The organism is Paraburkholderia phymatum STM815, assembly GCF_000020045.1.
GTDB lineage: Bacteria > Pseudomonadota > Gammaproteobacteria > Burkholderiales > Burkholderiaceae > Paraburkholderia > Paraburkholderia phymatum.
In genome coordinates, this window is sequence record NC_010627.1 from 415,671 (window position 1) to 428,489 (window position 12,819).

General features: G+C 58.9%; 7 protein-coding genes and 5 pseudogenes. 9 read left to right on the forward strand and 3 right to left on the reverse strand.

All coding sequences use genetic code 11. The annotated features are described in order from the left end of the window. Positions 1-5 precede the first annotated feature (5 nt). The 3 genes and pseudogenes from BPHY_RS41000 to BPHY_RS37755 all read right to left on the reverse strand — a co-directional run. Complete coding sequence (locus tag BPHY_RS41000) at positions 6-137, reverse strand: transposase domain-containing protein (protein WP_407671305.1); 132 nt, start codon at positions 135-137, stop codon at positions 6-8. A gap of 74 nt (positions 138-211) precedes the next feature. Next, positions 212-448, reverse strand: a pseudogene (locus tag BPHY_RS37750) (transposase domain-containing protein); the annotation flags it as partial. 1 nt (position 449) lies between these two features. Further along, positions 450-1,757 (reverse strand): annotated as a pseudogene (locus BPHY_RS37755) (helix-turn-helix domain-containing protein); the annotation flags it as partial. 1,334 nt (positions 1,758-3,091) lie between these two features. On the opposite strand from BPHY_RS37755, the pseudogene BPHY_RS44400 reads away from it, so the two are divergent. From BPHY_RS44400 to BPHY_RS37795, 9 genes and pseudogenes are all read left to right on the forward strand, one after another. After that, positions 3,092-3,196 (forward strand): annotated as a pseudogene (locus BPHY_RS44400) (hypothetical protein); the annotation flags it as partial. A 438-nt stretch (positions 3,197-3,634) separates the two neighbouring features. Continuing rightward, complete coding sequence (locus tag BPHY_RS37765) at positions 3,635-5,215, forward strand: ABC transporter substrate-binding protein (protein WP_052306276.1); 1,581 nt, start codon at positions 3,635-3,637, stop codon at positions 5,213-5,215. A gap of 73 nt (positions 5,216-5,288) precedes the next feature. Beyond that, positions 5,289-6,296, forward strand: a pseudogene (locus BPHY_RS37770) (ABC transporter permease); the annotation flags it as partial. A 58-nt stretch (positions 6,297-6,354) separates the two neighbouring features. Then, positions 6,355-7,269, forward strand: a complete 915-nt coding sequence (locus BPHY_RS37775) for an ABC transporter permease (RefSeq protein ID WP_012406706.1) — start codon at positions 6,355-6,357, stop codon at positions 7,267-7,269. 1 nt (position 7,270) lies between these two features. Then, positions 7,271-8,146: an ABC transporter ATP-binding protein gene (locus BPHY_RS37780; RefSeq protein WP_012406707.1), complete on the forward strand. Its 876-nt coding sequence runs from the start codon at positions 7,271-7,273 to the stop codon at positions 8,144-8,146. Next, positions 8,143-8,901 carry an ABC transporter ATP-binding protein gene (locus BPHY_RS37785; RefSeq protein WP_012406708.1) on the forward strand — a complete coding sequence of 253 codons (759 nt, stop codon included), beginning with the start codon at positions 8,143-8,145 and terminating at the stop codon, positions 8,899-8,901. The genes BPHY_RS37780 and BPHY_RS37785 overlap by 4 nt, the downstream gene beginning before the upstream one ends. A 181-nt stretch (positions 8,902-9,082) precedes the next feature. Next, the gene (locus BPHY_RS37790; RefSeq protein ID WP_012406709.1) at positions 9,083-10,579 is read left to right on the forward strand and encodes a M81 family metallopeptidase; all 1,497 of its coding nucleotides are present in this window, start codon (positions 9,083-9,085) and stop codon (positions 10,577-10,579) included. Positions 10,580-10,652: 73 nt separating this feature from the next. After that, positions 10,653-11,267 (forward strand): annotated as a pseudogene (locus BPHY_RS43755) (IS5/IS1182 family transposase); the annotation flags it as partial. A 166-nt stretch (positions 11,268-11,433) separates the two neighbouring features. Further along, positions 11,434-12,789 carry an aminotransferase family protein gene (locus BPHY_RS37795; RefSeq protein WP_012406710.1) on the forward strand — a complete coding sequence of 452 codons (1,356 nt, stop codon included), beginning with the start codon at positions 11,434-11,436 and terminating at the stop codon, positions 12,787-12,789. The last annotated feature ends 30 nt before the right edge of the window (positions 12,790-12,819 follow it).

Genomic DNA, 12,819 nt, shown 5'->3' on the forward strand with positions numbered 1-12,819 from the left:
AATTATTACGCGGCTTGCTGCTCGACGTGTTCGGCCGTCATCAGGCGCCACGGCAGCAACTCGTCGATGCGGTTGATGGGATGATTGGCGATGCGCTCAAACACCGTGCGCAGGTACGCAAACGGCGTAAGCGTCACGTGAGGGCCGTTGAGAGTTCTCTGAACAAGCGTAGAAGAACACGGCAGGCGCATCTTGCCGCTGCCAGAAGGGATCAAACCGAGGCAGGTGTAGATCGGAGGAGATGCTTCGCGACGTTCCAGGGCAACAGTTCGTCGACGCGGTTGGCCTGGTGATCGGCGATGTGCGTAAGCACGTATTCCAGATAGGCGCGCGGGTTGATGCCATTCAACTTGCACGAGCCGATCAGGCTATACATTGCGGCGGCTCGCTCGCCACCGCTGTCGGAGCCAGCGAACATATAGTTCCTCCGGCCCAAGGCGACGGGGCGTTCATTGTGCACCTCCTTCTGAATCCTCGATAAACATTGGGAGTTGCCCTTCGATGGCGCTGCGACACGGGCGAAGCTTTCGGGTAGTCAGCGCGGCATCAACTGCCTCTGTATGCAGATCACTTGCGCGGATCTGCCATGGAGCGTCAGGCATTACTTGCTCGGCGGGCAGAATTCGGTCCTTGATCAGGCGGCGGATTACATGATTGGTGACGCCAAGCACTTCAGCTGCCTCGGACATCGTCAACCAGTCACCCTCCTTCTCTGCCGATTTATAGGCATGGATGTCGCGCACGTGCCGTACGGATCTAACCCGATGCGAAGTCCAGGTCTTGCCTTGGCCCGTCCGTATTCCCATCCGGTTTAGCGATGCGGCGATGTCCTGATCAGACCATCGGGTAACCATGCTGCGGATAACTGCGAGCGCTTCGTCAGACGTGCTGCATCCGTGTTCGCCTGTCTTGGGCTTGCGGATGCGCAACTGTGAATGCTGGCCCCCTTGCCAGTGGATCGTGAGAATGACTTCACGCGTTGCCTCATCCACGTCCGCGACAATATCGACGATCAGCGCCCGAACCAGTTGCTGGCGCATGCGCATGGTGACACCCGGAGCATTCCAGGCGGCGTCGAGGTCCTCGGCAAGCTTGGTGAAGTCAGGAGCAGTGCGAGCTGGCACTGATGTGCGTGCGGTCTCCAGACGCGCCTGGCAGGCCTGTACACGACGCAACGCTGCTTCCCAGTTCTTCTCCAACTGCGAGGCAATCAACCGGTTATCGGGATCGCAAGCGGCGTAGCGTCGCTCTGCCAGCGTGGCTTCATACTGAGCCTGCTGCAGGTCGAGTTCGATAATCCGCTGCTGCTCATTCAGGGTGTCCATACGCATTTGCTCGGCCTGCAGGGCCGCCTCTATCGCCATTGGCTCCACGACACGCATCAGTTCCTTCGCGATCGCGGCGTCTATGCGAGAGCCACCAAAGCTCATGCACTTCGGTGGCAGGTCAAAGCGATAGCATCGGTAGACGGGTTGCGGTGTGCGTCCAGTATAGGCTACCGACAGACGGCGTCCGCAACGCGCGCATCCAAGCAGACCGGCCAGCAAGGCTCGCCCGCCACGCCCCGATTTTACGTCGCCTGCCTTGCCATAGGCGTTGGCGGCGAGCCGCTGCTGGTTGCGCTCGAATTCTTCCCAGTCAATGTAGCCTTGGTGGTGTTCCTTGAGCAGCACCTCCCACTCCTCGAACGGCTTGGGGTGCTTATAGCTCTTGTGTGTGAGCCGTCGGTCTTTGAGCCGCCGCAGTGTTCGACCATATCGATCTCGAAGAAACCTGGCGGCGGATCGCGCAAGTCTGTGAACGTGCGAACCGGGATGCTACGCCGTATGGCCGAGCCCACACCTTTGCGGCGTTTGCGCTGCCCGTCAATGTGCAAACGCGCATTGGCCAGCAGGCGATCGATGGTCGCCGCGCTGACCAGAAGGAGTTTGGCCTTGACGACCGGATCCAGCTCGAGATGGCCGTGCCGTTCCATGGCATCAACCAGCTTCGGGATCAATGCCTTCAGGCGCTTGCCACAAACCCGGTCGGCCGCTTCCCACAACACCGTTAGCGCCTCGCATACCGCCGCGTCGTATAACCGGTTGCGCTCGCGTGTGCCCTCCGTTGGGCCCGGTTGTTCCCGCAGCAACCGGATGGCGTGCTTGCGGTGATAGCCGGTCAAAGCCACGAACTCGTCGAGAATCCTGATCCGGTCACCGAACGTCGCGCTTCTATACCGCAATTGCAATGCTGCGACCAACTCCTTGCGTGTCGTCATGCTGATTTGCCTCGTCACTTCGTGCCGCTCCCGCCGGACAATCCGGCGGGTAGCAAACTACGTGAGGCAACAGGTCAGCGCGAGTTGCAATTCTGATGAGTCAATGCGCCGGCCAAAATGATTGTCGCCCTCCATCTGGCAGACCGGACGCCGGATGAGGCTTACTTCGCGATGCTGCCTGCGATAGAAACGGCAGCGTAACGACCAGCGCTTTCTACTTTAAATCGCGGAACTACTGTCCGAACGAATGGGGCCACCTCTATCAACACCCTACAAAGACTATGTACGCGAATCAGCGGAAAGGGACACACGCACGGTGACTGCCACCAGAACGATCTCGCTCGCTACCCGGAGCGCGAGCCGTGGTGCACGCGAATCACCGAGCATGTCGGTTGTGGGTATGCCGTTAGGGTCTTCAAAAATAACAGCTTCTCCTAGGGTTCTTCCTGATAGAACGATTTTTTGGGTCAAATAGAATTCGTATTCAGTCTACCGACACGCTGACTCATGCCTAAAGTCCACCCAGCATGCCTTACGGAGGTATGCGAGGGCGAAAGGGCAAATAATGCCCGAATGTGAATACGTATTCATTTGAGCGGATTCTCCTCTGCTGAAACGGCCAGGCGGGCCGCAGTAGCGGCTTATCGAGCGTGGGAGGGGTAGCCATATGACCGGTCTGGATTCGACTATATCGACGCATCGGGAGGCGCGATGACCGTTTCCATTTGGTCATGGCGTGCGCGAGGTGCTCGACGTTTGTCGACGTAGGTCGACAAGGTTTGCTTCACCTACCGCACTCAGTTCTCCAGCGAGCCCGCCGAAAATCTCGCCGAGTCGATCACTGCTCTGGCGTCAAAAGGTCTCGATAAGGTGTTCTTCGTCAACAGCGGATCCGAGGCAACGGAACTCGCGCTTCGTACCGCACAGCAGTACTAACGCATGGCGGGGAGGCCGGAGAAAACGCACGTTCTCGGCCGCGCAATCAGCTTCGTACACGGCGTTCGCTAGGGAAGCAGATCGTAGAACCGCTCTTCAATGAGTCGAAGGGTGGGCTGATGTCAAAACCGTCATTACAGAACTAATTTGGAGACAGTATGACTACCGCCCAGTACGCCATACGAATGGCGAATGCAACGCTGCCCGCCAGCGCTAAGTTTTACTACGGCGAGTCGAAGTATTGTCGGCGCACCACCCGAAGTACCAACTAGGGGAGCCCGCGCTCGGGGCGCGTTCGAGCGCACATCGCGAGCATGCATCGACATTAGGCTGCCGGATCCAGCTTTGCTACTGTTACCGACCCAGATCGTGGCAGGCCGCATCATGAGTGATGCGCGCTGGCTTCATGTTTACCGGAATCGAGGTTCATCCATGAGAATGCTTTCCAAGTTCTTCGCGACAGTCGCTGTTGTCGCGATGACCTGTTCGTCCGTTTCACACGCGCAAACGCCCAAAGACATTTTTGTGATCGCGACGCAGCTCGACGAGTACATCACGCTCGATCCGGCCGAGAGCGTCGAGATCTCGCCTATGGAATACGTCACCAACACGTATGACCTGCTGGTCAGGGGGGATTTTCGCGACACATCGAAATTCAATGGCGATGTTGCGCAGTCTTGGAGCGTCAGTCCGGACGGCATCACCTTCATATTCAATCTGCGTCCCGCTCTCAAGTTCCATTCCGGCAATGCATTGACGGCTGAAGATGTCGCGTGGTCTATCCAGCGCGCCGTGTTGCTTGGCAAGGGTCCCGCTGGCGTGCTGGCCAGGATTGGTCTCGACAAGGCAAATGTAGTCGCCAATGTTAAAGCTATTAATGACTTGACCGTTTCAGTAACGACTGACCGCAAGTACGCACCGAGTTTCGTGCTGAACGTGCTGGGGTCGTGGCCGGCATCTGTGGTCGACAAGAAGTTACTGCTGTCACACGTGCAAGGCAACGACTACGGCAACGGATGGCTGAAGACAAACGAAGCCGGGTCGGGTCCTTATGAACTTGTCAAATGGACGCCGAGCCAGAATATCGTATTGAAACGGTTCGACGGTTATCGCTCGCCACTCGAGATGAAGCGGATCGTGCTGCGTCACGTTCCAGAGGCCGCAACGCAGCGACTGCTACTGGAGAGCGGTGACGTCGACGCTGCGTATAACCTGAGTCCCGATGATCTGGTAGCCATCGAGAAAAGCGGCAAGGCGAAAGTCACTGCAGTGCCGCAGGGGACACTGCTCTATCTGGGCCTGAACAGGAAGAATCCGATCCTTGCCAAAGCGGAAGTCCAACAGGCACTCGAGTGGCTCGTCGACTACGAGAGCATTCAAAGAAACCTGTTGAAAACGACCTATGAAGTACATCAGACATTCGTGCCCGATGGATTTTTCGGAGCATTGAATGAGAACCCCTACCATCTTGATGTTGCAAAGGCGAAGACGCTGCTGGCGAAAGCCGGGGTGCCGAGTGGTTTCGAGGTGACGATGGACGTTCGCAACGCGTACCCGTATACACAAATTGCGCAGGCCATACAGGCGAATTTCGCTCTGGCAGGAGTAAAGCTCACGCTCATTTCGGGGGACAACAAGCAGACATTGTCGAAATATCGGGCACGCCAGCATGACATCTATCTCGGCGAGTGGTCGGCAGACTATACGGATCCGTACACCATGGCATCTGGCTTCGCGCGAAATCCGGGTGTCAACGATGCGCCTACCACTAGTCTCGCGTGGCGAAACAACTGGAATATTCCTGAACTTACCAAGGAGACTGACGCTGCACTGACAGAGCCGTCGTCCGATCGTCGTCAGGCGCTTTACCAAAAAATGCAGAAAGAAGTGCTTGCCGATTCGCCGTTCGTGATCATGTTTCAAAAGATTTCGCTGGTGGCAACGCGGCCTGGCGTGAGTGGGCTCGAAGTCGGACCCACTAATGGTCTCGTCTCGTATCGCAAATTGCGGAAGCAATAAGGCACTCCCCATGTCGACCCACGTCTCATCTATCCATGTGCGGCGCATGCCGCTGGCCCGGCATTCGGTCTTGCGTATCGCCCTGAGGGCACTACGCTGGGGCGTTACGCTCGCGATCACTTTCCTGGGACTGCTTGCGCTGACCTTCGTGATAGGCCGCGAGCTTCCTATGGATCCAGTGCTCGCAGTGCTCGGTGATCGGGCGCCGGCTGCAGCCTACGCTGCTGAACGACTCGCCCTCGGGCTGGATAAACCGCTGGTGACGCAGTTCGCGATTTATGCGCGAGATGCCTTGCACGGCAACTTCGGGGTTTCGTTGTTGACGTCGAACCCCGTTCTTGACGATATCCGGCGCGTCTTTCCGGCCACACTCGAACTCGCGACGCTGGCGACGCTGATCGGCCTTGTGATTGGCGTGCCGCTCGGTGTCGCGGCCGCGGCGAGGCACAACAAACCAATCGATCATTTCGCGCGCTTTGTCGGGCTGATCGGCAATTCGGTACCTGTCTTCTGGCTGGGCCTGATGGGTCTGCTTCTGTTCTACGCACGGCTACACTGGGTGGCGGGGCCGGGCAGACTCGATCCCGCATACGATGGGATGGTTGATTCGCACACCGGCAGTCTGTTACTCGACGCGGCACTGGCTGGTGAATGGGATGTCTTGCGAAACGCGCTGTCGCACATTGTGTTACCGGCAGCGATTCTCGGCTACTACTCGGTTGCGTATCTTAGCCGGATGACGCGCTCTTTCATGCTCGAGCAACTCAGTCAGGAATATGTGGTGACTGCGCGTGCGAAGGGGCTACCTGAGCGGCTTGTTATCTGGCGTCACGCATTCGGCAACATTGTCGTACCGCTACTGACGGTGATTGCACTGACATATAGCAATCTGCTCGAAGGTTCCGTGCTCACCGAGATCGTGTTCGCCTGGCCAGGACTCGGCTCCTATCTGACCAACGCACTGCTTAATGCGGATATGAATGCGGTGCTCGGCGCAACGCTCGTGATTGGCGTGATGTTCATCACCCTCAACCTGTTGACCGACGCCCTCTACCGCCTCTTCGACCCGCGTACCCGTTGAGCGACATGAAATTTTTATCCGCAATTTTTCGTTATCTTTGTACCGAGGGTATCCAATCATGAGTGGAGAGCAGCTGTCTTTGCGTGCATGGCTCCTCTGTGACGCACCGGGTTCTCGGGGCCAGGCTGCCTTGGGCCTTGCCTACCGTCGCTGGCGTCGCTTTGCGACAAATCCGCTGAACCTTTTCGGACTTGCCGTGCTCACCGTTCTGGTCATCGTCGCCATTGCAGCGCCGCTGATCCTGCCGCACGAACCGCTGCGCCAAGTCTTGACTGATCGACTATTGCCGCCAGGATCATCGTCGCATTGGCTCGGCACCGACGATCTTGGGCGCGACATCCTGTCCCGCCTGATCGGTGGGTCACGGCTCACGCTGGGCATCGGGATGCTGGTTGTGATAATCGTGGTGCCGATCGGATTGTTGATTGGCACTTCAGCCGGGTACTGCGGCGGGTTTGTCGACAGCGTGTTGATGCGTATCACCGATGTTGCGCTTGCGTTTCCGAAGATCGTGCTTGCACTCGCGTTTGCCGCCGCAATGGGACCCGGTGTGATCAACGCGGTAATCGCCATCTCGCTGACGGCGTGGCCACCGTATGCGCGGCTCGCGCGTGCCGAAACGCTGCGCATCGCACGGTCGGACTTTATTCTCGCCGCTCGCCTGCAAGGTGCATCGGGCAGCCGTATCGTGTTGCGCCATATCGTACCCATGTGTCTGTCGTCAATTCTTGTGCGGGCGACGCTCGACATGGCGGGCATCATTTTGACGGTCGCGGGTCTCGGTTTCCTCGGGCTCGGCTCACAACCGCCGAGCCCCGAATGGGGTTTCATGGTTGCATCGGGTCGCAATGTGCTGCTGGAGGCATGGTGGGTCGCAACGCTGCCGGGCGCGATGATCTTGCTCGTTAGTCTTGCATTCAATCTGCTTGGCGATGGGCTGCGTGACGTTTTCGATCCCCGACATGGAGCCTGACATGCAAGCGAAGCGAGGAAATACCACGCCGCTCTTTGAGATCGACGGGCTGCAGATTGGCTTTCGCGGTCATGACGGTACGATCACGAATGCCGTGCGTAACCTGTCGCTGACACTGGCGCCCGGTGAGCGCCTTGGTATCGTCGGCGAATCCGGTTCCGGCAAATCGTTAACCGGGCGGGCTTTACTCGGCCTGCTGCCGGATGCCGCTCATTTGTCTGCGCGCACCATGCGCTTCGACGGCAAGGATTTGTTGGCAATGTCGACTCGCGAGCATCGGCGTTTGTGCGGCAGTCAGATGGGGATGATTCTCCAGGATCCGAAGTACTCGCTCAATCCGGTAATGACGGTCGCGAAGCAGATGGGCGAAGCGTTCCGGTTGCGCGAGCCGGGGCTGCGTGGACCCGCACTGCGTGAACGAATCGTCGGCGCGCTAGACGCTGTGCAGATACGGAACCCCGAGCGGGTCGCCGATTCATATCCGCACGAACTGTCAGGCGGCATGGGGCAGCGCGTGATGATTGCGATGATGGTGTCGACGGGCCCGCGCCTGCTGATTGCCGACGAGCCGACCTCGGCGCTCGACGTCGCGGTTTCAATGCAGGTTCTCTCAGTGCTTGATGGGATGATCGCGCAACATGGCACCGGCCTCATGTTCATCAGCCACGACCTGCCACTCGTGATGTCATTCTGCGACCGCGTCGCGGTGATGTACGCCGGCCGCATCGTGGAGACATGTGCTGCCCGGGATCTGCATCGAGCGACGCACCCCTACACCCGTGGTCTGCTTGCGGCGAACCCGCCGCTTGTCGACCCGCCCCTGGAGTTGCCAGTGTTGCGGCGCGATCCGGCCTGGCTAATGGAGGTTTCCCAATGATCAATATCGATCACGTATCAATTCGGTTTCCGACGCGAAATGGCCACGTCGATGCGGTTCGTGATGCAAGCATCTCGGTCGGGGAGGGTGAAGTTTTTGGGCTCGTCGGTGAATCGGGGTCAGGCAAATCGACCCTGCTGCGCGCATTGACTGGTCTGGTGCCTCTCGCATCCGGCAATCTGTCAATCGATGGCACGAAGATCGGCGGCAAGCTCGACGGCGAGTTTCGACGCCGGGTGCAGATGGTGTTCCAGGACCCTTACGCTTCGCTGCACCCGCGATTCACGATTGACCAAGCGCTGCGAGAGCCTCTGACGATCCACCGGATCGCTAATGCCGATGCACGCATCGCGCAAGCACTCACCGAAGTGGGACTCGGACCCACGTTTCGCTTCCGGTATCCGCATCAGTTGTCCGGCGGCCAGCGGCAACGCGTCGCGATCGCGAGGGCGCTGATCGTAGAGCCGCGCGTGCTCCTGCTCGATGAGCCGACGTCGGCGCTCGATGTTTCGGTACAGGCGGAGATTTTGAATCTGCTGCGCCGGTTACACCGCGAACACAAGCTGACGATGATCCTCGTCAGTCACAATCTTGCGGTAGTTGGCTTCCTGTGTGATCGCGTCGCCGTGATGCAACACGGGGAAATCGTTGAGCAGCTTACTGTCGATGATGTGCGCTCGGCGCGCGTCGCCAGCGACTACACACGTATGTTGCTTCGAGCGACCGAGGGTTGCCAAGGGCGGCGCGCTGCTTGACGTCAGACATCCAAGGTCCACGAACGCGGTGGCATCGTCGTTCTCATTCGTAGTGATGCTTACGAATATGGTCGATTGCTCTTGCTATCTGCCTTGGGCGCTGCAGCGTTTGCGGCATTGCGCGTGCACAGACCGCCCAATCTAAGTTGGGCGCATTTATCCATTTCTCGAGAGCTGCTCCTTGACCAGGACCATACTGATCGCAGGCTTCCAGCATGAGACCAACACTTTCGCGCCTTCAAAAGCTGGATACGAAGACTTTGAACGTGGCGGGGCTTTCCCACCAATGACGCGCGGTGACGACATACTTGCGTTGCGCGACGTCAACATTCCTGTGGGTGGTTTTATCTGCGCCGCAGAAGCGGCTGGCCATCGACTGCTGCCGGTAATCTGGGCGGGCGCGACTCCGTCGGCACATGTTACACGTGACGCGTTTGAGCGAATCAGCGGTGAGATTGTAACGGCGGCCGCGCGACGCAATTTTGATGCAGTGTATCTGGATCTGCACGGCGCCATGGTGAGCGAACACCTCGACGATGGAGAGGGTGAACTACTGGCGCTCGTGCGCGCCGCAATCGGCAAAGACATACCTATGGTTGCGTCACTCGATCTGCATGCGAACGTTACCGAACGGATGTTTGCCAGCGCCGATGCTCTCGTCGCATACCGCACGTATCCCCACGTCGATGAGGCGGAGACTGGTGCACGTGCCGAGCGACTGCTCGCGCGGTTAATGGCAGGCGAGACGCTGCATTGCGCATCGCGAAGGCTACCGTTCCTCATTCCGATCAACGCCATGTGTACATTAGTAGAGCCGTCACGTGGCATGTACGAAAGCGTCGTCGCCCAGGAGGCCGGCGAAGTAGTGTCAGTATCGTTTGCGCCAGGCTTTCCCGCTGCCGATTTTCCTGAATGTGGTCCCGTAATCTGGGCGTACGGGCGCGGACCCGAATCCGCGCGCGAAGCGGCCGATTCGCTCTATTTGCGGATGTTGCGGGATGAAGCGGCGTGGCGGGTATCGTTTCTTTCGCCTGACGATGCGGTGCGCGAAGCAATACGTCTGAGTGAAGGTACAAACCGACCTGTCGTGATCGCCGATACACAGGACAACCCCGGCGCTGGAGCCAATGCGGATACCATGGGAATGTTGCGTGCCTTGGTCAGCCATCAAGCGCGAGGTGCAGCGCTAGGTTTGGTTTTTGATCCGCCAGCAGCGGCAGCAGCTCACGCTGCTGGCGTCGGTGCGCGACTTGAGCTCGCTCTTGGCGGGCGTTCGGCCGTGCCCGGTGATAAACCATTCATTGGACAATTCGAGGTGGTGCACCTGTCCGATGGGCGCTGCTGCTACGACGGTCCGATGATGAACGGGATGCAGGCCGAATTGGGCCCCGTCGCGTGCCTGCGGGTGGGCGATGTGCTAGTCGCGGTTAGCTCGACCAAGGCGCAGATGTTCGAGCGCAACTTGTACCGTATCGCTGGCATTCAGCCTGAACAAATGAAGATCCTCGTGAACAAGAGCTCAGTGCATTTCCGCGCGGACTTCGAGCCGATTTCGCACGCGGTGCTAGTTGCAAGAGCACCCGGACCGCTAACGGCTGATCCTTGCGATCTACCCTGGCGCCGTCTCGCGGCCGGCATCCGCACAAGCCCGTGTGGCACGCCGTTTCATTCAGGCTGACGCAGTCATGCGCTATAAGTCGGTTTCTAAAAGGCCCCGCGGGGCTGTTAGACTTCACGCCGCGCTCGCCTGAATCTTGTTCGTCCTCCATACCGGGCTGCGCCGGTAACGTGCCTGCCAGCGTTGGAGTGCGGCTCAAGCGTGACGCGCTCGCGGCTGCTACGCGAGTGACTGGCTGCCGATGTGCAAGTCCACTTGCACGAACCGTTGCTCGCGAAGCTGCGAGCGATAGACCAAATGGACTTCTCGGAAGCCGCGGTCCATCCGTCATCGATCCCGCACCATGGGGGTGGGGCGAAAAACTGGACCGGACTCTACTGATCGCTCACGAACAAGTGCCCAGCGCCGCATTCCGACCGGCGCCAACGGCACTCCGCTCGCCGCGATCTTGGCCGGCGCGAACGTCAATGGCGTCAGGTAATTGCCGCCGCAAATCGACGCGATTCCATGGATTCGCCGATTGCGCGGCACCATTTTGGAGACCGAGTCTATGCCGCGGGACATCGATGAGCGCTGGGCAATGGTGGCATCGAGTCGGTGATCGCTAGGCATCGTACCAACCATGGCAGCGGCCCGGGCGAATACTGCTGGGGCGTTGAACACACGAGTGCCTGATTGCATCACTTCGCGCCTCCGTATTCTTTTTCACGATGCGTTTCTCAAGCGCAGTCGCTGCCTGATCTGCTGACGCCCTCACGATCATGAGGCAGCGTCGATGGAACTAACTCTCAGGGTTCTTCCTAGTAGAACAGTTTTTTTAGGCTTCTAGAATTCGTATTCATCCATGTCAGTAGAACTTATTGGCCGTAAGGCCCCATGGGCGAATATCAAGCCTCATATCCAAAGGTGAAATTGTGTCTAAGAATGAATGCGTATTCAGTAAGGCGAATTCGCCTCTTTTGAAGCAGCCAGGCGGGTCGCAGCTGCCGCTGATCGAGCGTGGAAGGGGGATTTACTTGTATGACCGGTCGGGACGCGACTACATCGATGGATCGGGAGGCGCGATGACCGTTTCCATTGGCCATGGCGTGCGCGAGGTGCTCGACGTTATGTCGACGCAGGCCGACAAGGTTTGCTTCACCTATCGCACCCAGTTCTCCAGCGAACCAGCCGAAAATCTCGCCGAGTCGATTACTGCTCTGGCACCCGAAGGGCTCGACAAGGTGTTCTTCGTCAACAGCGGATCTGAGGCAACGGAACTCGCACTTCGTACCGCACAGCAGTACTGGCGTATCGCAGGGAAGCCGGAGAAAACGCACGTCCTCGGGCGCGCAATCAGCTATCACGGCATGACGATGGGCGCCTTATCAATGTCGGGCCACAACGCGCGTCGCTCTGATTACGGCAACCTGCTGCATACATTCGCGGTCGCGCCGCCGCCGTACCCTTTCCGATTTCCGCTGGAAGGCACGGATGCTGAAGCGCACGGCGCCATGGTCTGGGATCGCATCATTCGTGAGTACGGGCCGGAGCGCGTTGCAGCAGTGATCGTGGAGCCAGTGGTCGGAGCGGCCGGCGGCGCACTGACGCCACCCATTGGATACCTACACGCTCTGCGGCAGATTTGCGACCGTCATGATGTCCTGCTCATCTCTGACGAAGTAATTACGGGCATGGGGCGCACCGGCCGCTGGTTTGCGTGCGAGCACGATGGGATCTCGCCGGACATGATCGCGACGGGGAAGGGCATGACGTCCGGCTATACCCCGATGGGAGCGGTGCTGTTCCATCGGCGCATTCATGAGGCGTTCCGCGACAACGGCAAGATCGTGCCGTTCGGACACACCTTCAGCGCGAATCCGTTGAGCGCGGCGGTTTGCGATGCGGTCATCCACTATATGCGCGAGAACGACGTGCTCGCCAATGTAGAGAGACGCGGCGCTCAACTCGAAGAGGGGTTGCGTCGATTGTCGGCGCGCTTCCCCTGGATGGCCGACGTTCGTGGGCGCGGCCTCCTCTGGGGCTTCGAGTTCGTCACCGATGCCATTACGAAGGCCGCTCCCGATCCCGCGCGCAATGCGAACACGGAATTCGTTGCGCATTGCTTTGATGCGGGACTCATTGTCTACTCGGCGGGCATCGCCCCGTATAACAACAGCACGCTTCTGGCGCCGCCGCTTGTGATCAGCGAAGAAGAGATGGACGAATTGCTCAAGCGTCTCGAAACCGCACTGACGAGCTTTGGTGCGGCCATGAAATTCTCGGCCTGATTGCTGGATTGGCCGTCGTCGTACCGCGAC

Bases quoted from the DNA above. Each gene is read 5' to 3' on its own strand.
- BPHY_RS37765 (WP_052306276.1), top strand. From the start codon at position 3,635: ATGCTTTCCAAGTTCTTCGCGACAGTCGCTGTTGTCGCGATGACCTGT.
- BPHY_RS37775 (WP_012406706.1), top strand. From the start codon at position 6,355: ATGAGTGGAGAGCAGCTGTCTTTGCGTGCATGGCTCCTCTGTGACGCA.
- BPHY_RS37780 (WP_012406707.1), top strand. From the start codon at position 7,271: ATGCAAGCGAAGCGAGGAAATACCACGCCGCTCTTTGAGATCGACGGG.
- BPHY_RS37785 (WP_012406708.1), top strand. From the start codon at position 8,143: ATGATCAATATCGATCACGTATCAATTCGGTTTCCGACGCGAAATGGC.